General features: G+C 59.3%; 18 protein-coding genes. 11 read left to right on the plus strand and 7 right to left on the minus strand.

The genetic code is table 11. The features are described 5' to 3' along the window. Positions 1–45 precede the first annotated feature (45 nt). Positions 46–1188 carry a CRISPR-associated endoribonuclease Cas6 gene (gene cas6, locus NW834_RS05685; protein ID WP_041437102.1) on the minus strand — a complete coding sequence of 381 codons (1143 nt, stop codon included), beginning with the start codon at positions 1186–1188 and terminating at the stop codon, positions 46–48. A 449-nt stretch (positions 1189–1637) separates the two neighbouring features. On the opposite strand from cas6, the gene cas10 reads away from it, so the two are divergent. The 11 genes from cas10 (at position 1638) to NW834_RS05740 (ending at position 12207) form a co-directional block, all read left to right on the plus strand. Beyond that, complete coding sequence (cas10, locus tag NW834_RS05690) at positions 1638–3953, plus strand: type III-B CRISPR-associated protein Cas10/Cmr2 (RefSeq protein ID WP_414329364.1); 2316 nt, start codon at positions 1638–1640, stop codon at positions 3951–3953. After that, on the plus strand, positions 3953–4675 hold the full coding sequence (locus NW834_RS05695) for an RAMP superfamily CRISPR-associated protein (protein ID WP_011432243.1): 723 nt from the start codon (positions 3953–3955) through the stop codon (positions 4673–4675). Before cas10 ends, NW834_RS05695 begins: the two co-directional genes overlap by 1 nt. After that, positions 4675–5907 carry a CRISPR-associated RAMP protein Csx10 gene (csx10, locus tag NW834_RS05700; protein WP_414412699.1) on the plus strand — a complete coding sequence of 411 codons (1233 nt, stop codon included), beginning with the start codon at positions 4675–4677 and terminating at the stop codon, positions 5905–5907. Before NW834_RS05695 ends, csx10 begins: the two co-directional genes overlap by 1 nt. After that, the gene (locus tag NW834_RS05705) at positions 5904–6344 is read left to right on the plus strand and encodes a hypothetical protein (RefSeq protein WP_414344023.1); all 441 of its coding nucleotides are present in this window, start codon (positions 5904–5906) and stop codon (positions 6342–6344) included. Before csx10 ends, NW834_RS05705 begins: the two co-directional genes overlap by 4 nt. A 114-nt stretch (positions 6345–6458) precedes the next feature. Next, complete coding sequence (locus NW834_RS05710) at positions 6459–6995, plus strand: hypothetical protein (RefSeq protein WP_148202689.1); 537 nt, start codon at positions 6459–6461, stop codon at positions 6993–6995. Between the two features lie 19 nt (positions 6996–7014). Continuing rightward, the gene (csx7, locus tag NW834_RS05715) at positions 7015–7866 is read left to right on the plus strand and encodes a CRISPR-associated RAMP protein Csx7 (RefSeq protein WP_011432239.1); all 852 of its coding nucleotides are present in this window, start codon (positions 7015–7017) and stop codon (positions 7864–7866) included. 166 nt (positions 7867–8032) lie between these two features. Then, positions 8033–9007, plus strand: coding sequence for an RAMP superfamily CRISPR-associated protein (locus NW834_RS05720; RefSeq protein ID WP_414412700.1), 975 nt, complete (start codon positions 8033–8035; stop codon positions 9005–9007). Then, complete coding sequence (locus NW834_RS05725) at positions 9004–9456, plus strand: hypothetical protein (RefSeq protein ID WP_011432237.1); 453 nt, start codon at positions 9004–9006, stop codon at positions 9454–9456. The genes NW834_RS05720 and NW834_RS05725 overlap by 4 nt, the downstream gene beginning before the upstream one ends. 95 nt (positions 9457–9551) lie before the next feature. After that, positions 9552–10538 carry an RAMP superfamily CRISPR-associated protein gene (locus NW834_RS05730; RefSeq protein ID WP_414418548.1) on the plus strand — a complete coding sequence of 329 codons (987 nt, stop codon included), beginning with the start codon at positions 9552–9554 and terminating at the stop codon, positions 10536–10538. A gap of 10 nt (positions 10539–10548) precedes the next feature. Then, positions 10549–11262, plus strand: coding sequence for a hypothetical protein (locus NW834_RS05735; RefSeq protein WP_414418549.1), 714 nt, complete (start codon positions 10549–10551; stop codon positions 11260–11262). A gap of 63 nt (positions 11263–11325) precedes the next feature. After that, a complete protein-coding gene (locus tag NW834_RS05740) occupies positions 11326–12207 on the plus strand; it encodes a putative CRISPR-associated protein (RefSeq protein ID WP_414426253.1) in 882 nt (293 codons plus the stop codon). A gap of 1160 nt (positions 12208–13367) precedes the next feature. Here NW834_RS05740 and NW834_RS05745 read toward each other — a convergent pair. The 6 genes from NW834_RS05745 to NW834_RS05770 form a co-directional block, all read right to left on the minus strand. After that, positions 13368–14054, minus strand: a complete 687-nt coding sequence (locus tag NW834_RS05745; RefSeq protein ID WP_414418644.1) for a VanW family protein — start codon at positions 14052–14054, stop codon at positions 13368–13370. Between the two features lies 1 nt (position 14055). Further along, positions 14056–14880 carry an anti-sigma factor domain-containing protein gene (locus tag NW834_RS05750; protein WP_414351323.1) on the minus strand — a complete coding sequence of 275 codons (825 nt, stop codon included), beginning with the start codon at positions 14878–14880 and terminating at the stop codon, positions 14056–14058. A gap of 72 nt (positions 14881–14952) precedes the next feature. Further along, positions 14953–15618, minus strand: coding sequence for a sigma-70 family RNA polymerase sigma factor (locus NW834_RS05755; RefSeq protein WP_414418643.1), 666 nt, complete (start codon positions 15616–15618; stop codon positions 14953–14955). A gap of 83 nt (positions 15619–15701) precedes the next feature. Further along, positions 15702–16319: an ABC transporter permease gene (locus NW834_RS05760; RefSeq protein ID WP_414344038.1), complete on the minus strand. Its 618-nt coding sequence runs from the start codon at positions 16317–16319 to the stop codon at positions 15702–15704. Beyond that, positions 16316–17284, minus strand: coding sequence for an ABC transporter ATP-binding protein (locus NW834_RS05765; protein WP_414351320.1), 969 nt, complete (start codon positions 17282–17284; stop codon positions 16316–16318). The genes NW834_RS05760 and NW834_RS05765 overlap by 4 nt, the downstream gene beginning before the upstream one ends. Before the next feature lie 26 nt (positions 17285–17310). After that, positions 17311–18210, minus strand: a complete 900-nt coding sequence (locus tag NW834_RS05770; RefSeq protein WP_414351318.1) for a glycine betaine ABC transporter substrate-binding protein — start codon at positions 18208–18210, stop codon at positions 17311–17313. Between the last annotated feature and the right edge of the window lie 208 nt (positions 18211–18418).

Below are 18418 nucleotides of genomic sequence, written 5' to 3' on the forward strand. Positions count from 1 at the left end.
AGTTCAGCGTGAATGTATCAGGCTCAACAAAGTACCTCAAGTCATCTAGGGAAGACTGCTCGACGAGTAGTCCTGGGATCCAGACTGGAGAGAGCGGCGGGCCAGCTTGGCATAGGTCTTCACCGTCTCGTAGGGCATCTCCAAATCAGCGGCGATCTGTTGTAAGCTCTCTCCACCTTCGCGGCGGGCCAGGATCGTCGCCCACAGTTGGGCAGTTTTTTCGGCGCGGGATCCCCCTTGTCGTTGCCGCTGGCTGAGAAAGAGGGCGCTCAGCTCCTCGATCCGCTGGGCCACCTGCTCTTCCCGGGAAGGGACAGGGGAGGCGGGTAGCTCTTCGGCCAACCAACCCAGGCGGGTTTGCCCTAGCCCAAAGGGGGTTTTGTGGCCGGTGCCGCAGTAGGGGGCAAGGTGGATCAGGGCTTGGAGCTGCTGCTGCAACAGCTCAGGCGCACGGGAGGAGACAGCCAACTGCACACAGCCGATGAATCCCGTCACGGATCCCTGGCGACCTGCGGTGGTTTTGACCGATTCCAGACGGTGCCGCTGGATGATCACTTCCCCATCCACCCAATCCAGAAAAGGCTCCGCCTCGATGGGCAGACCGGAAAAATCGTTCCAACGGCGCAGATAGCTGTGGAACAGGTTGCGAGGGATCGGCAGCGGCAGATGGTGGCCCCGGTGGCGAAAGCTGGTGGGCGAGACGAAGGAAAGGCTCCAGGAGCGGGGGGAAAGAGGCTGCTCCAACAGTTGACGATAGGTGCGCGGGGGGATCGAGATCTGCCATCCCAGGATCTGCAGCGGGGATCCCCGCAATTCCAGCCAGGTGGGCAGCCGTTGGCACCACCCTCGCAGCCACTCCACCACCGGCGGGTTGAGGCCGGTGATCCACCAGCGGAAGGGGAGATGAGGCGGGATCAGCGGTCGCCCCCCCTGCTCGCGGAACGGCCCCATCAGCCGGGAGAGGGTAAAAGGTTTCTCCGATTCTCCATCGTGCAAATAGGCCGATAGCTGCGGGTCTGTCTCTTGCACCTGGCTCAAGAACCAGGCGTGCAGCCCTTTGGCATAGTGGGGATCCAGCAGGTAAGACCGAGGAGCCTGAACTTCCAAGGTGATCCCCACCAACTCGGATCCCGTCGGCCACTTGCCGTTCGCTTCTCTATCAGCAGATGGCTCTGAGAAACTCAGCATAGGCACAGCCCATTCCCAGTCCACAGCAACACACAAAACCCAACTTTCCATTGAGAAAATTTTAGAAGGGATCCCTTCTTATTGGGTTTACTCTCGAATTGCCCGTTGTACAGGCAGAAAAAATCTCACAATCTGAAGAAAGCCTTGAAATCGTCTGCAACCCATCGCACTCGATCTATACTGCTAGCAATCTAGAGGACTGAAAACCATGAGGCGAGAGCGTTTATCGGATATGGCTGAAACAATCGGTAACCTCAATGGCATCTCTCGGCTTGATTCGATTGGTTACCCACCCAACCGGCAAACCCTTTTTTGAAGGGCTTTGGTCTTCCGCGAAGGATTAAAAATCGAGGCCAATTGCCCCCAGCCTTTAGGGATCTGTCCGTCGCAGCCGATGGAAGCCCTGTCCAAGACTTGTCTTCCTTTTTCGCATTTCGCAGGTGCTGCTCATGACCCCTACTTCTGCTCCCTCTCCCGTTCCTGTTGCCTTGGCCTGGTGCCTGGCGTGGGGAGAACAGCGGGATCCCCAGTTTGCCCTGGAGACCTTGCAGCAGATGCGGGCCGCCGTTCGCGCCGACAACGAGGCCGGGATCCCAGAAGAGCTACGGCCCATTTTGGCTCAGGTGCGCCAATTTCAGGAGAGCATGGCGGCGAAGACCTTTCCCAGAACCCCGGCGGAGCTGCAATCCCGCTACCCGGAGCTGTGGCAGCAGACAACCCGCATCGGCTTGGTTTACGGGGGGGCCACCAAGATCAAGAGCTATGTCTTCGAGTCGGCCAAGCTGTCGGAAATCCGCGGGGCCTCCGCTTTGTTGGATCGCATTAACCTGGTGGATCTACCCGCCTTTTTCGGGGATCCCGAGCAAACCTACCTGGGATGGGAAGGTTTGGGGAAAGAGTCTCAAGCAGAGCTGAGGGCCTATGTGGCCGAGCAGATCCGGCCTTGGCTGCAGCAGCACTACCCGGCTTTGGCGCAAGCCCTGATCCCGGAGCTCATCATCTACTCCACCGGGGGCAATCTCCTGGCCTTTTGCCCGGCGGCCCATGTGGACGATCTCTGTGAGGCCATCGAGCGGCGCTACACCGAAGAAACCCTCACCGCTAACGCCTGCGCCGTGGGATCCGCCTTTCGGCTGCTGGAACTGCGCTACGGCCTGTTGCGGGATCCCATCGAACGCACCCCCTGGCTGGATTGGCTGGCGCAACACAAAACCCATCCCCTGGTGAGAGCCTATTTTGGGGATGGCAGCGAAGCCAGATTTCAAGACCGCAAAAGTTTCAACGAGTTGGTGGGTTACCTGGCCGCCCGCTTCAACCACCGCCGCAACGGCAATCCGGATCCCGGTCGCCCCAGCCGCGCCCATCCCGCCTTTTTTGAAACCCATCCCTACCTGCGCCGCGACAGCACCGACCGTCGCCCTGCCATCGCCAAAGCCGACCTGGTCGATCAGCCCTGGCTCTCGGAAGCCACCGCTCGCAAAGCCCTGGTGGGTCGCCAGGCCAAGCGCATTGAAACAGGCAAGCAAGGGTGGTTCCGCAAGTTCCCCACCTGGGATCCCGGCTTTGTGGAAAGCTGGGTAACGCGATTTGCCCGCTTTCTCAACTCTCCCGCCGGCGAGCCCTACCGGGAGCGCTATTTGCAGCCCCATCAGGGATCTGTCCAGGGGATCGGCGAGGCCCAATCTCTACGGGAAGTGGCCAACGCCAGCCTGGGCAGCCAGGGCTTTGTGGCTTACCTTTACGCCGATGGCAACGACATGGGGGGCTATGTGCAGCAGATCCAAACCCCAGAAGCCTACCGACAATTTAGCCGGGATGTTTCCGAGGCAACGGAAAAAGCCGTTTACCACGCCCTCGCCCAGCACCTGCAGGCCCATCGGCTGCACGGCCTATCCCCAGATCCGGAAACCGGCAGAGACCGCAACGGCGAGTGGATCCACCCCTTCGAGATCCTGACCATCGGCGGAGACGATGTGTTGGTGGTGGTGCCTGCCCACAAAGCCCTGGAAATTGCCGCCACCTTCTGTGAGCAGTTTGAGCAGCTCCTGCTGGACACCTCGGCAACCTATGCAGCTCAATCTTCCGGCAAGGTGCCTCACCGCTACCCGGCGGCAGATCGGAAGCTCTGTCGGCTCTCCGCCTCGGTGGGGGTGCTGATCGCCTCGGAAGACACCCCCATTTACTACGCCGAAAAGCTCACCGAACAACTGTTGAAATCCGCCAAGAGCTACGCGAAAAAGCTGAAGCCCAAAGACAAGGACTGCTCTGTGGCCACCATCGACTTTCTCTCGTTGAAGTCGGTCGCCCTGGTTGTCTCCAGCATCCAGGATTTTCGTCGGGAAGCTCTGGAGATCCGCCAGAACAGCCACACCCTCAAGCTCTACGCCGGCCCCTATACCGTCCCGGAAATCCACGGGTTGCTGAGAACGGTACAAGCCCTGCAGGAGGCCAATTTTCCTCGCTCCCAGCTTTATCAGATTCGCAGCTTCTTGGAAAAAGGCAAACGCACCGCCACCCTCAACTATCTCTATTTCCGCAGCCGCCTGGGCAAAAAGGGGCAGCCGCTGATGGAGGCTTTTGAGCGCACCTGGTGCAAGGCCAAAACCAACGACGGCCACCTTCCCCCCTGGATGTATGTTGAGCCACAGGTATCCTCGTCAACACCAACCTATGAAACCATCTGGCGGGATCTGGTGGATTTGTACGCCTTTGTGCAAAAACAGCCCCAGGCCGAGGGTCGGCCCGTTCTGGCGGAGGTGGAGTGATGGTGAGACTGGCAGAGCTGCCCCAAGCGGGGCGAACGATCACCTCTATCCCTTTGAGGGCCACCCTCGCCTCTGCCCTGGCGGTGGGAGCCGGCGGCTCCAGCGGCTCCCTGGCGGATAAGCCCCTGCTCAAAGATGCCTTTGGCAGGCTGATCATTCCCGGCTCCCAACTGAAGGGGCGGCTGCGCCACGAGTGCGAGAAACTGGCCCGTGGCCTGGGCTGGGCCATTTGCCGCTCTCCCGACCCAGAGCGCATGTGTCCGCAGCGGGAGGGCAGCGCAGGAAATTTCCACCGCCCCGAATACCAGGTGGAGGGCTACGCCGGATCCCATTGTCTGGTCTGCCAGATATTCGGCAATCCGGCCCTGCCTGCCCGCCTGTGGGTGGAGGATCTCGTCTGCGAGGTGCCGCCAGCAGCTCTGGAACCAACCCTTCGCCCTGGGGTCACCCTCAACCGCCGCCGCCGCACCGCCGAGGATCAGCGGCTCTACCTCATTGAGACCTCTCCCGCGGCTGAGCTGACTTTTTCCGGATCCCTGCAGCTTTTGCCCGATTGCCCTTCCTGGGGCAAAACTCTCCTGTTGGCGGCCCTGCACCACCTGATCGCGCTGGGGGGCAGCAAATCCGCAGGTTTGGGCTGGCTGCACTGGGATCCTGGATCCCTGCAGGCTCTCCAGCCCACCGCAGCCGATTGGGCTTTCTTGGCCCAGGGAGGGAGCTGATGGAAGCCATTCAACTCACCCTAACGGCTCAGTCTCCCTTGGCCATCGGTCGGCAAAAGCCGGGCGGCTCCATCAGCGAGGCCCAGGATTACATTCCCGGCAGCGTGATTCGCGGTGCTCTGGCCGACCTCATGCTCAGCCAAACCCAACATCGCCCTGCCGAGGCGCTGGAAGGAGATTTGGCCGCCCTGTTTACGGCAGCTCGGCCTGCTGTGTTTACCCACGCCTATCCGGGATCCGGCAGCAAGGTCTTGCCGGCCACGGCCTTCAGCTCGAAAAACAATCCCGGCTTCCGCTCAGAGGCGGGCAAAACGGGGGTGTTCGACACGCTCCTGGATCGCTTCTGCTCACAGCGGCTGGGGATCCCGTTCGATCCCACAGAGCCGGACGGTTCCGGGGGAAGAGTGGAGCCCTTCGGGGGGTTCTACAGCCAGCAGGAGTCTGACCTGGGGCCCCGCTACGAACGAGCTGCTGTGTCCAAACGCCTGCTCACGCGGGTGGGGATCAACCGTCGCCGCGCCACTGCTGCCGACCAAATCCTCTACAGCCTAGAGGTGATGAACGAGGGCAAAGCCCGCCCCAATGGGCATCTGGAGCGCTCCCTTTTCAGCGGCTACATCTACCTGCGGGATCCCAAGCTGGCCGAGACCCTCACCCGCTACCTCAACGCCCACGCCCACCTGCTGCGCTTGGGAGGAGGGGTGTCGCGGGGATTGGGCCGGGTCAACGTCACGGCTCGGCGTCTGGCTGCTCCCCGGCCTTCCCTGGCCCAGCGGGTGGAAGCCTTCAACCAAAAGCTGCGGCAGCGCTGGCAACAATGGCAGGTGTTCGGGGATCCCTGGCAGCCCCTTCTGCCGGAGCGGCAGTATTTCTCCATTGGGCTGCAGTCGGGGGCCATTCTCAAAGAGCGCTGGCAACGCACCACCGTGCTCACCCCCCAGATGCTCCAGGAAGAGGCCAACTGCGAAGATGGATCCCTGGCTTTGGAGCTGGCCTTCAGCAGCTACGCCTATGTCTCCGGCTGGAACGCTGCCTGGGGTCTGTTCAAAGATGTAGAATTGGTAACCACGCAGGGCAGCGTCTTTCTGCTGAGCACCACGCAACTGGAGCGTTGGATCCCGATTTTGGCGGAGATGGAATACTGGGGGATTGGCGAACGCACTGCTGAAGGATTCGGCCAAATCGAAGTTTGCAGTCCGTTCCATCATCATTTCTGGGAGAACCCGCTATGACCTTCGCCACCAGCGAGATCACATCGGAACAAGAGCTCAAGATCCAACGGCAAATCCGGCTGGCCGAAGATGATCTGGTCGCCAGAATTCAAGCCGCCTTGGATAACTTCAGAGGTCTCAACAGATTGGAAGAGGCCCAATATCGCAACCTATTGCACGTGGCAGCTTCCACCGAAAGCTCAGAGGTGATCAAGAACTTTTTGCGCTACCAGGTGGGGCGCGATGACAAGTGGGGGCGGGGCAAAGACTCTTTGGCAGAAGCCATCATCAAAGACATCGACAACTGGATTCATCAAAGGGCTATAGCCATCGCCAGGGAAGCCGGAATTGAAAGAGCATCCCCCAAAGTCAACGAGATCAAAATTGACTTGATTCGGCGCTACCTGGGCTATGGGGCCCGCTACCTCAAGTACAAGCGAGAGGGAGGAGGATCCTAGACCGTGACCTACAGCAGTTTTACCCTTGAGAGAGCCATTTCGACCTTTCAGCTCAGGTCAAGAATCATCCATGGCCTGCTTGCGGAGGTTCCACCGACTGAGTGCTCCGATTACTTGAAAATAACCCTAGATCGCTATCTCGGCTTGGCCACCTCGGTCAACAGCGAAAAGGCCCGCTCCGAGTTTATCATCGCCCCTGTGCTGGGAGAGGTGAAGTACCTATGTCGGGATCAAATCTCGCTGTTTTCCGGCAAGGAATTCAACGTGGATCCCGAGAGGGGGCTGGTGGGCCTATGCGACTACATCATTTGCCTATCCCCTCTCCAACTCTACATTCAAGATCCGGTGGTGATTATCGTTGAGGCCAAAAAAGAAGACTTGATCGGGGGTCTGGGCCAGTGCGTTGCCGGTATGGTGGGGGCACAGGTCTTTAACAAGAACTCCAATTCTCAAGTAGACAGTGTCTATGGAGCAGTAACCTCAGGAACCAACTGGCGATTTGCAAAACTCGAGGGTGACCAACTCTTTATCGATGACAGGGAGTACTTTATCTCAGAAATTGCTCAGATCCTAGGGATCCTCTTGAGTTTTATTAAGGGCTCCGTCTCGCTTCGGGAATGGCAAACCTCTGCAGTACAAGCCTTAACTTGAGCAGCCATTTGAGGGAACAATGTTCGACGTTTTCAAAAACCGCTTGGAAATCACCGGCACCCTCACCACCGTGACCGCTCTGCACATCGGGGTGGGCCGCTCCACCGAACCCATCGGCTCGGATTTGCCGGTTCTCAAGGATGCGCTGGGCCGTCCGCTCATTCCCGGCTCCAGTTTGAAGGGGGCGATGCGCTCTCGCCTGGAAAGTTTCTTGCGGGGCATCAACCCAGAGCTGGCCAGGGATCCCGGCGAATTGACCAGCAGCGAGCAATTTCAGATCATCAACCAAATTAAAAATGACTACAAAGGGGACGATGCGGCTCTGACTCAAAAGCTCATTGAGGCCACCGACTGGGTCTCGCAGGTGTTTGGATCCCCTTGGTTGGCCGGCAAGGTGCAGATCCGAGATTTGCCCGTGGTGCCGGAAGCCTGGTTTGGCCAGTACCAAGAGCGGGATGGCGTGGCCATCGATCGGGATACGGAAACGGCGGCAGATGGCAAGCTGTACGACTTGCAAGTGGTGCCTGCCAGCACCCCCTTCCGGTTTCATGCCGTCGTCGAAAATGCCGAGGAATGGGAACTGGGCCTCTTGGCCATTGGCTTGCACCAATTGGAAACGGAACAGATCCCCCTGGGAGGGGGGCGCTCCCGTGGCTTGGGGGTTGTCCGCCTGCAGATCTCGGCAATCTATTGGTTCGACTCGGAAGGGGATCCAAGACGGCTGCTGGCCTACCTTCAAGAGCTGGTGGCCGGATCCCGACAGCCGCTCAGCCCGGAGCAGGCTGCCGCTTTGCGCCAAGACTGGGTGGAAGCCCTGGTTGCCAAATTAACAACGGCCTCTCAACGGCAATCGGTCGGCCCCCGCCGCTAGCCCTATTTCATGTCAGGAGGGATCCCGATGGTCTTCATGGACTCTACAACGGTTGGCGATACGGTCAGCGTTTTCCACCCCTATCGGTTGACAAACTGGACAGACTGCTTGCCGCCCCAAGCCCCTCAACCAAAAGCTCCTGTTCTGGTGTGAAGGATCCCAGGCTATGCACAAACGCTACGTTAACCATTGCACCCTCTGCCTCGCCCTCAAGCCCGATGGCCCTGTTCTCATCAAGGCGGGCAAAGAAGGGGCTGACCCGACGAAGCCGGATATGGAGTTCGTCGAAACCTATCACGGCGGCGGGCGAACGGTCTATTTTCCCGGCAGCTCCCTCAAAGGGGCAATTCGCGCCCATGCGGAGCGCATCGTCCGAACGGTGGGCAGCGACAGACGTCCTGAGGGGGGAGGCTTCAAACTCTGGGCCAGCGATCCCCTCGACCAAAAGGCCAATCAATGGCTGGAAAAAATTGAAGAGCCCCACCAGGTTTACGCCCTTTCTTCCTTTACGGATCAGATGTTCGGCAACACAGCCATCGCCAGCCGGGTCCGCATCGAAGATGCCTATCCCAAGCCGGGAACCCCTCTGCGCCTGGAGGAACGTAATGGGGTGGCCATCGACCGCGTCTTCGGCTCAGTGGCGGTGGGGCCGTTCAGGTATCAAGTGTGCGTAGAGGGATCCTTTCAAACCAAGATCCACCTGAAAAACTTTACCCTGGCCCAACTGGGTCTGCTGGGACTGGCGTTGCGGGATCTGGATGAAGGCTGGTTTGGCATCGGCTTTGCCAAGTCCCGCGGCATGGGCACCGTTCGGGTTGAGTACGAGTGGGCGGTGGTGGACTATCCGGGCTGCCTGGTGGATGAGGCAAACAGGCAGATTCGACTGCTGGGATCCCCCCTGACCTGGCCACAGGGATCCCTGTTGGGGGCGGGCGAATTTTTAACCCCCGAAGAGGCAGGCAAATACGGCTTCCCCAAACCCGATTGCCAAGCGGTGCCGGTGGGAGCGGAGCCAATGCCTTTGGGATTTGGGGCGCGGCTGACCTGGGATCAGACGTCTGAGGCCAAGGTGGAACATCTGCTCGCCACCGCCGTAAACAGTTGGGCCAAACTCCTGCAAGCGGAGGCCAAAGCCGTATGAAACCAGCCTACGTCGCCTCCCTCAAGATTCAAGATGGGGCAGAGTCCTCGCTTTCCCAAGTGCTCTCGGCTTGTTTTTCCACTTCTGAAAAAACCTACTCCTTTCTGCGCTGGCCCCATCGAGTCAGCGGCATTCAGGTGGGGATCCCGGCGGATCCCGTCTGTCCAGAGGGGCAAGTTTTCTCCCAACAAGGGGAACTGCGCTGGAAAAGCACCCCCCACGGCTGGGATCTGCTGTATCTGGGGATCCAAGCTCCCCCGGACTCCTTTATCCCTCTGCCGGGAGAGTGGCGGTGGGAGGATCACGCAGCCGACCTGTACGGATCCCAAAATCGAGAAACCCGCTTTCCCAAGCCCCTCAGCCATCCCCAAGATCTCAAGGTGGGCCAGCGCTACTTCCGAGATGAGCGAACTGCCCGCGTTCACTTTATTGCCCTGATTCCGAGGTGACCATGACCCCCCAAGGCCCTCGCCCATTGCCCAACCAGGCCGCATCTGCAAGATCGTCTGCCGGCAACAGCAGTCGAGTTGGAGGCAAACCAACCGTGTTTCCCAAACCCTACGAGCTGATCCCGTTTCCCACCCAGCGCCCCACGCTGGAGCGGCCCGCCGGCCACGCCAAGTTCCACGCCGATAAGCTGCACGGCACCCTCTTTCTCACCCTGACGGTGCAGACTGCCGTCCACATCTCCACCGGCCACTTGGCCTTGGGCAGCGATGTTGGAGTCAAAGGGATCCCGGTGCTCAAAACCATGACCACCACTCCCAACGGAAGGCTTAAAATCCAGGGCAGCTCCCTCAAGGGGGCCATCCGGGCCATGTATGAGGCGATCACCAACAGCACCCTGGCGGTGATGATGAGCGAGTACCGAAATCGGATCCCCCCAGAGCGGCACCCCTGCCGCAACAAAGAGCAGCTTTGTCCGGCCAGCCGCGTTTTTGGTGCTCTCAACTGGCAGGGATTGGTGGAGTTCAGGGATGCCATTGCCACCGGCACCGGATCGGGTGGCGGATCCCTGCCCCCGCTGTACCGTCCTCGCCCGGATCAGTGCAAAGCTTACTTTAAAAAGGAAAACGGCAAAGTCATTGGACGCAAGTTCTACTACACCCACAGAAACGCGTTGCAGGACAGTTCAAGGGGAACGCCCACCCAGCAAGCGATACAAAACACAGTTTTCAAAACCCAAATCCACTTCAAAAACCTCACCCCTGCCGAGCTGGGCACCTTGCTCACGGTTTTGGGGCAGGATCCCAACCATCCCATGCTGCTGAAGGTGGGGGGCGGTAAGCCCGTGGGCCTGGGATCCCTGCAGGTCACCCTCGACAAGATCGAGCGGCCCGGCAACCTAAAAGATCGCTACAGCCGCTACGATCCCCCAGAAGCCGATACCCTGGAAGGAAAACGCCTCCAAGCCTTTGTGCAAGAGCAAATTCAAGCTGCCCAGGGCTACATCTTGCCCGAACAACTCAAGCGATTGGCCGCCATCCTGAGTCCCACTGCTCTGCGCGAGCCGCCCACCGGAGTGTACTGAGGGTTCCCCCATGCTGTCAGACACTGTCGATCTCAGCCCCCAATCTTGGGATCTCGCCCACGGCATCGCCATGACCTTGGCCAAAGAAAGGGTGGATGTCAACGAGTTGAGCAAGTGCATCGCCTATCTGCGCTCGGTTGCCCATCACCCTGACGCGGGATCCCGCTTTTTCCGATTCACCGGCGAGCTGGTGCGGGAAACTGGCCTATGCCGTACCCAACAAACCAGAAGATACTATCAGCTTATTGACGAAACCTGCAAAAGGTACTTGCAACCTCTGCAAGACAGGCCGGCGGAGATGCTGCAGATCCTGGGCTGGGCAGCCCGGCTGGCTTGCTACTACAAGGATGGAGGGATCCCCATTGGCGAGATTCCACCACCTCAGGGATCCCAACCCAACGACAACTCCGGTCACAAGGACTCCGTTCCCCAAGGGGCGGGAAACAAATCCCAGGACGACAGACAACAACAAAACCATCAACACCAACAAGACCAGGCCCAGCATCAGGCCCGCAAAGCCCGCTTCCAGACCGGGCAAAAGCTGAAGGCCACCATCACCAACATCAAGGGCAACAAAGTCACCTTCCAGATTCTGGACACAGACACCAAGCTCACCCAGAAGGAGCCCGGACGGGCGGGATCCCTCTCGGTGGGGCAAGAGGTGCAGGTGAAAGTTCTGGATCTAAAGGAAGATGGCAGAATCCGCAAGGCCAAGCTGCTCTGAGCACAAAGCGGAACAGAGCCCTCGAAAAATTTGAGTTAACCGCCTATCATGCAGACCATCATCATGACTGTGGGCACCTCCTTGCTCACCAACCTTGACAAAGACCTGCAGCCGCAGCGCCCCTGGGTGGGACAAAAAACCATCGGGGATCCGGAGCAAGCGCTGGCCTGGATGAAAAGAACCGATCTGGAGCTGATCAGCGCCGAAACCAACACCTACTTGCGGCTGGATCCCACCTCGAATGATGCCTTGATTTTGCTGCACTCAGAAACCCCCGACGGATTGGAGTGTGCCCAGATTTTGAAGCTCTTTTTTGAGCAAGAGCTGGGTCAGCAGCAGGTCTCTTTGGTTCCCCTTCCCGGCATCAACTATGAGCTAGAGGGATCCTCACTGGAGCGGATGGCCGAGCTGTTGAAACAGTTGGCAGAGAGCGCCAAGGGGATCGTCACCTTTGCCGCCACCGGTGGGTTCAAAGCCCAAGCCATGATCATGGCTGTGGTGGGCAGCCAATTGGGGGTCCCGGTTTGCTACATCCATGAGCAATACAAATCCCTGGTCTACTTGCCCTACCTACAGCCGCAAGTTCAGCCCCGGATCCCACGGGCAGATCTCCCCGATTCAGGCCGAGATCGCTCCCAGATCATCCAAATCCGAAGCGATGCCAGCCATCACCGACCCCGCAGTTGGGCCAAAGTGGAAAGACTCCTGCGAGACATTCCCTGGGTGGATCTGGTTCGATACGATCCACACGCCTACGCTGCCCCCAAAAACAGCGTCAAAGCCTCAAACCGCAAAACCGAAGATGGCCGCCACATTCTGTGGATCCACCTCCACGAGAGCCAGGACACCCACCTCGCTGTCAGAGTAGAAACCACCGGCTACACCCCCGAGCACCTAGAGCTGGCTGCCACCGAATTGCGGCAACGCTTGGGCCGTCTGCTTTGAGTGTTTCCATGAATCCCGCTTCCCCAAAGGGAAGTGACTTATCAGGTATAGGGTTTTTGCTACGCAAACCTACATAAAATAAGGTATCGCATTCGGAACAACGGTTGATCCGGGTGGCGTGGAAGTTGCTTGCGGCTCAGGATCGGTTCCATTAACAGGAAATTACCGAGTACAGCGTATTCGCTTCGACCATCATCCGTTTCAACTACCCCTGCCAAAAGTGCCAGATCAGATCTAGATCATCACGTCTGCAGTTATTAAGCTTGTCTGAGACACATATTACGAACAACGCGAAAAAAGGAAGTAATATGGTAGAACATGAAAGCCTGAATACACCAACCAAACTTCTCCTAGTTGGAGTGGAGATCCTTTTTGTCTGTGCCCTGTTTCTCATGCGTCTTGGAGTCGCCGGTTGGCTTCTAATGATGTTTGGAGCGCTGCTTATTTTGCTGCTTACTTTATGGGCATTTGTGCATATAGCTTTGATGATCACATTCATTAGCGTTTTTGAATCAAGAAAGAGCGATATTGCGCTCTACCTCGCGACTCATTTTTTCTATCTTTGGGCCTGGTTATTTCAATTCGATGGCGATGATACCAGTGTAAAGTGGACTATTCGTCTCCTCCCATGCACGAACTTTCTGGAGCCTCTCCTCCGGAAATGGGGCGGAGTTCTATTTTTAACCACGAGTATCGCTACATTTGTTTGCTATTTGATAATCTTCATTTTAATAGTTATTCGCTTGGCTCGATTAATTTTCCATTGAGTTTTCATTAATTCCACTGCCCCGAAAGGAAGCGACTTCCGCCGATTATAACCCTTGCCCAGAGCGGGATCCAGGGGCCTAGATCGACAGGGTCTCGTTTAAGGACTCCGTCCCGCTGGCGCGAAAGGACTCCGTCCCGCTGGCGCGAAAGGACTCCGTCCCGCTGGCGCGAACGGCTGCAATTTCCCCTTATTTTTCTCCGCCGAGGGGCCTGAAACCCTTGCCCAGAGCGGGATCGACCGGGTCAACGGAAGAATCAGGGTTTGAGGCTTGTCGCCGACCCTGTCGCTAACCATGTTGGTGTAGAAATTAACATGGATCCCTGTGTGGAGGTTGCTGGGGAGCTGCTCCTGAGACGCTGAAGTAGGGGGCCAATGGGGCGAAAATGAGAGGCTAGGGAGCAACGACATAGCGATCTTGGGAGAGGCGCTCGTTACCCCGATACACGCTCACCTGCAAATGCTGGGGATCCAGCCGGTGCCGCTCTACACGGATGGGTGGGATCCTCAGGGCGTGGCGGGATCCCCGTCCCAGCACGGACACAATCAGGTTTGGGCCGCGGATCTGAACTCGTAGGCGCACCGGCCAGGGGAAAGGGTTGCGCAGCTTGAGGTCGGCCAAGCCGTACCAAACGGTGGCATCTAAGCCAGGGGGCACCGACTCTACCTGCCGGTAATGGGGGTGCCTCTCCACCACCTCCAGCCCTGCCAACAGAGCGGCATTGTAAAGGCTAGAGGACACCTGACAGATTCCTCCCCCAACCGAATCCAGGGTTTCGGCCACCATAAACACCGGCGCGGGCACATAGCCTCGTTCCAGGCTGCGCGGCCCCACCACTTGGTTGAAGGAAAAAATCACTTCTGCCTGTTCCCGTGAGCGTGCTGCAGGCATGATGTAAACCCCATCCAGGCTTTGGGCGGCTCGGCGAATGTTGTGGAGTTGAGAAGGAGTGCGCTCCTGCAAAGAAGTAACGTATTGGCTTAGGGTTGTTGGCGTGGGATCCGTCCACCACAAGGCCAGAAGGGCCAGTAGCGCCCCCACCAGCACAGCCAACCTCCGCAGGTCAACCCTTCCTCTCACCTCACACCTTGCCCGTCAGAAGGGGTTTCAAGGACTCCGTCCGAGTAGCGCGAGCGGGCAGTTGGCGGGAACCGGTCACGACCAGCAGCTCTTGGGCGCGGGTACCTGCCGGCAACGTGCGGGATGGGCGTAGGGCCACCAGGGCAGAGCCTTGGGCATCCACCTGAAAGTCGCCATAGTAGAGGAACTCGCCATTGTCCAGCTTGAGCCAGAGGGAGTAGCGCTCCCCCGCCACCGGTTGGGGCAGATCCCGTGCGGCCAAGATAACCTCCTGCCAGTCTCCTGGGCGAAACAGCACGTTGGCCGTCCCCGCCTCCCCCTGCAAATGCACCAGACGGGATCCCGGCTGTTGCAAGAGATGGGATAATGCCCGCACCGATTCTAGCTGGGCCAGTTGCAGAGCTTGCCGCAGTCGCCAGTTGTCCAAGCTGAGCAGAACCAAAATTGCCGCCACCAAGCCTCCCAGCCAGCGCCACCCCACCCCAAAAGCAGGCAGTGGAGAGTGAAGGGGGACTGCCATCTCCTGCTCGCGTAAGCCGATAGCCCCCACCTCTGCCATCACCTTATCGCGCAAGCTGGCAGGCGGGAGCACTCCTGGCAATCCGTAGGGCAACAATTCCAAGGTTTCTTGCAAGGCTTGCAGTTCGGCCACCAGCCGAGGGTCTTGAGTTAGGCGTGCCTCTAGAGCACTCACCTGTTCAGGAGATAAGTCCCCCAGCAGATAGCCGGCCAGTTCTTCCCGTTCCTCTGTTAAAGGGGGCGAGGTGGATAAGGACTCCGTCCCGCCGACGCGAAAGGACTCCGTCCCGCTGACGCGATCAGACATGGCCATCCCGACACCAGAACTCAACTCCAAACCTAGGACTCCGTCCCGCTAACGCGAAAGGACGCGGTCCCGCTAACGCGAGCAGAAACCCAGAAGGGCGCGCAGGGATCCCCGCAATTTGCAGAGAGCTTGGCGAGAGCGGGTCTTAACCGTCCCCAACGGGATCCCCAATTGGCGAGCAATGTCCGCCTGGCTCAACCCTTGGTAATAGAGCAACTCCAGGATCTGCCGTTGGTTTTCGGGCAATTGGCTGAGGGCCGCTTGCACCGCTTGCCGCCGCTCCTCGATGGAAACCTGCTCAAAAGGGAACCGAGTCTTGCTAAAGGACTCCGTCCCGCTGACGCGATCGGCGCTGGGAATGGTCTGCCAGCGTTTCAAAAGAAGTTGGTGGCTGCCCTGAGAACGCAGACGGTCAATGGCCCGCGAGCGGGTCAGGATGCACAAAAAACTGCTCAGGGATCCCCGCCGCTCGCGCGACTCGGACGGAGTCCTTGGATCACAGCCAACCTTGCGCCACAGCTCGACAAACACCTCCTGAGTCAGGTCTTCTGCCTCGGCCACGTGGCCCAGGATCTTGAAGGCCAGCCCATAGACCAAGCCGGCATAGCGATCGTAGAGCGCAGCCAGAGCAGCAGGTTGCCCCGCCTTGAGCGCTTCCATCAGCTCCCAATCGGCGCGGGATGACCAATCTCTCACCCGCTCACGCCAGCGGGACGGAGTCCCTGGTTGCTCACCCATGCTACACCCAGTTTCGCCCCACACAACTAGAGGATAAACCTGCCCGATCGCGCCAGCGGGACGGAGTCCTTAAGTCTACCCCCTCAGCCACGACGGGCCGCCCATTCCAGGCTGAGCAAGGCTGTGTTCACCAGCAAGGCCAGGGATCCCACCGCCAGGGATCCGGCCCAGATCTTGTCGTAGCGACCGGCCTGGGCAATGCCATCGAACAGCAGGGTTCCCAGTCCCCCTGCCCCAAACTTGGCGCCCACGGTGGCAATGGCAATGGCCACAATTGCCGCCAGCCGCAGCCCTGCCAAAACAATGGGCAGCATGAGCGGCACCTGCACCTGCCACCACCGTTGCCAGAGGTTCATCCCCATGCCCTTGGCAGCTTCCAGGATGGCAGGCTCGACCGAGCGCAGGCCCACGCAAAAATGGCGCACCAAGATCACCTGCGTGTAGATCACCATCGCCACCACCACCGAGCGGGCATTGAGGCCAAGCCAGGGCACCAACAAAATGATCAAAGCCAGGCTGGGCACTGTGTACAGGATGCTGAGGATCCCCATGACCGGCAGGGCCAACCAGCGCACGTGGTGAACCAGCAGAGCCAGCGGCACCGCCAGCACCACCGCCATGCCCAAGGTCATCCCCACCATCGCCAGATGCTCTTGGGTGAGCTGCCACATCAGGCCGGGGTGGTTGAGGAGATAGCTCACGCGGATCCCCCCTCCAGCATGGCCAAGCTGCGAATGTGATCCAAGGTCAAAACGCCGATGGCCCGCCCGTCCTCCCACACCGTCAGGGCTGCCGCCCCTGTGCGCAACAGCAGGGACAAGGCTTGCCGCAAAGTGGCCTGGGGCCTCACCATCGCTCCCTCTTGGATTTTGTGGTTGTGCGGGATCCCGGCCATCGCCGTTTCCACCCGCAGCACACTCAGTTGCCGTACCATGTCATCTGCCCCCAGCAGTTCCCTGACAAAGGGAGTAGCCGGCTGGGTGAGCAGCCGAAAGGGAGTGTCGAACTGCACCACCCGCCCCTTCTGCATCACCAAAATGCGATCCGCCAGGCGCAGCGCCTCTTCCACATCGTGGGAGACGAACAGGATGGTTTTTTTCAATTGCCGTTGCAGGCGCAGGATCTCCTCTTGCAGCTTGCTGCGGGTAATGGCGTCGATGGCCCCAAAGGGCTCGTCCATCAGCAGCAGCCCTGGATCCCCGGCCAGCGCCCGCGCCAGCCCCACCCGCTGCTGTTGTCCACCCGACAGTTGGGCAGGGTAGCGGTGGCGGTACTCATGGGGGGGCAAATTAACCAAGCTGAGCAGCTCGTCCACCCGCTCGCGGATGCGCTCCTTCGGCCACCCCAAAAGTCGCGGCACTACCGCCACATTCTGGGCCACCGTCATGTGGGGAAACAGCCCCGATTGCTGGATAACATAGCCGATCCGCTGCCGCAGAGCCGTGATGGGAAACTGGCGGATATCCCGCCCGTCCAAGCGAATCTGCCCCTGGGTGGGATCCAGTAGGCGATTCACCATTTTCAGAAGGGTGGTTTTGCCGCAGCCAGAAGGCCCCAAAATGACCACCAACTGGCCCGACTCCACGGAAAAACTGCACTCGTCCACAGCCGGCTGGGAACTGTGGGGAAAGCGCAGCGACACCCGCTCGAACTCGACGGTGCTCACCTCAGGGCCTCATGCAACAGGCAAGGTTATTTCTTGAGAATGCCGGCTTCCACCAAGAAAGTTCTGGCCACCTCCGCCGGCTCCTTGCGGTTGCCGCTCACCTCGTAGTTCAACCGCTGCATCACCTCGTCCGTCAGCAGGGGGGAAAGGGCATTTAAGGCAGCGGCAATGCCGGGGTTGGCCTCTAGGGTGTCCTTGCGCACCACCGGCGCCACCTGGTAGGGGGGGAAAAGCTGCTTGTCATCCTCCAGCAGCACCAGGTCAAAGGCGGCAATTTCTCCATCGGTGCCGAAGGCCACTGCCACATCCGCTTCCCCATTGACCAAGCCCTGGTAGCGGAGGCCGGGATCCACTGCTTTGTAGGCCTTGAGCCGGAAATTACCGTAGACGGCTTGGATCCCAGGTAGGCCATCCTCGCGGGCTTGAAACTCCGGCGGCCCGATCATCACCAGCTCGCCCGCTTTGGCCACCATGTCCGAGATGGTGGCAATGCCCAGCTCAGCCGCTCTGGCGCGGGTCATGGCCAGGGCCTGGGTGTTGTTCAGGGGGGCGGGATCCAGCCAAATCAGTTGGAACTGGCTCTCGTACTCGCGGGCCACCGTCGCGTACACCTCTGCCGGGTCGCCGCTGCTGGGCAACTTGAGCACTGTCAGCAGGCCAGTGCCGGTGTACTCGGGGTAGAGATCGATCTCGCCGCTCAACAAGCCCGCATGGGCTACCGGTGTTCCGCCCAGGTTGAGCTTGCGCTCCACCGTGAACCCTGCCGCCTCCAGGGCTAAGGCGTACATTTCCCCCAAAATAAACTGCTCGGTAAAGTCCTTGGAGCCGACGGTAATGGGCTTGGCGAGGCCCCCTTGGGGAGTGAGAACAAGAGCTGCCAGCCCCGACAGGGCCAGCAAAGCCAAGCGACGAGTGGTTTTCAGCATAGGCAAGGGGAGAAGGGATCCCAGGCTAATGACAAGAGGCCCTGCCGAGAGCGTTCCGGCCTGGGCCAGGAAGTTTCGACTGTTAAGTCACCATTAAACCATTATTTTCCCTGAGCCGTAACTGCAAGAACCAACCGTAGAGATCGCCAGTACGGTCACTGCAAGTTGGTTGGAAATAGCCCAAGTGTAAGGACTCCGTCCCGCTGGC

The organism is Synechococcus sp. R60.1, assembly GCF_047461835.1.
GTDB lineage: Bacteria > Cyanobacteriota > Cyanobacteriia > Thermostichales > Thermostichaceae > Thermostichus.

Excerpts from the sequence above, each read along its gene's own strand:
- cas6 (WP_041437102.1), bottom strand. The coding sequence starts at position 1,188 with ATGCTGAGTTTCTCAGAGCCATCTGCTGATAGAGAAGCGAACGGCAAG.
- cas10 (WP_414329364.1), top strand. The coding sequence starts at position 1,638 with ATGACCCCTACTTCTGCTCCCTCTCCCGTTCCTGTTGCCTTGGCCTGG.
- NW834_RS05695 (WP_011432243.1), top strand. The coding sequence starts at position 3,953 with ATGGTGAGACTGGCAGAGCTGCCCCAAGCGGGGCGAACGATCACCTCT.
- csx10 (WP_414412699.1), top strand. The coding sequence starts at position 4,675 with ATGGAAGCCATTCAACTCACCCTAACGGCTCAGTCTCCCTTGGCCATC.
- NW834_RS05705 (WP_414344023.1), top strand. The coding sequence starts at position 5,904 with ATGACCTTCGCCACCAGCGAGATCACATCGGAACAAGAGCTCAAGATC.
- csx7 (WP_011432239.1), top strand. The coding sequence starts at position 7,015 with ATGTTCGACGTTTTCAAAAACCGCTTGGAAATCACCGGCACCCTCACC.
- NW834_RS05720 (WP_414412700.1), top strand. The coding sequence starts at position 8,033 with ATGCACAAACGCTACGTTAACCATTGCACCCTCTGCCTCGCCCTCAAG.
- NW834_RS05725 (WP_011432237.1), top strand. The coding sequence starts at position 9,004 with ATGAAACCAGCCTACGTCGCCTCCCTCAAGATTCAAGATGGGGCAGAG.
- NW834_RS05735 (WP_414418549.1), top strand. The coding sequence starts at position 10,549 with ATGCTGTCAGACACTGTCGATCTCAGCCCCCAATCTTGGGATCTCGCC.
- NW834_RS05740 (WP_414426253.1), top strand. The coding sequence starts at position 11,326 with ATGACTGTGGGCACCTCCTTGCTCACCAACCTTGACAAAGACCTGCAG.
- NW834_RS05750 (WP_414351323.1), bottom strand. The coding sequence starts at position 14,880 with ATGTCTGATCGCGTCAGCGGGACGGAGTCCTTTCGCGTCGGCGGGACG.
- NW834_RS05755 (WP_414418643.1), bottom strand. The coding sequence starts at position 15,618 with ATGGGTGAGCAACCAGGGACTCCGTCCCGCTGGCGTGAGCGGGTGAGA.
- NW834_RS05770 (WP_414351318.1), bottom strand. The coding sequence starts at position 18,210 with ATGCTGAAAACCACTCGTCGCTTGGCTTTGCTGGCCCTGTCGGGGCTG.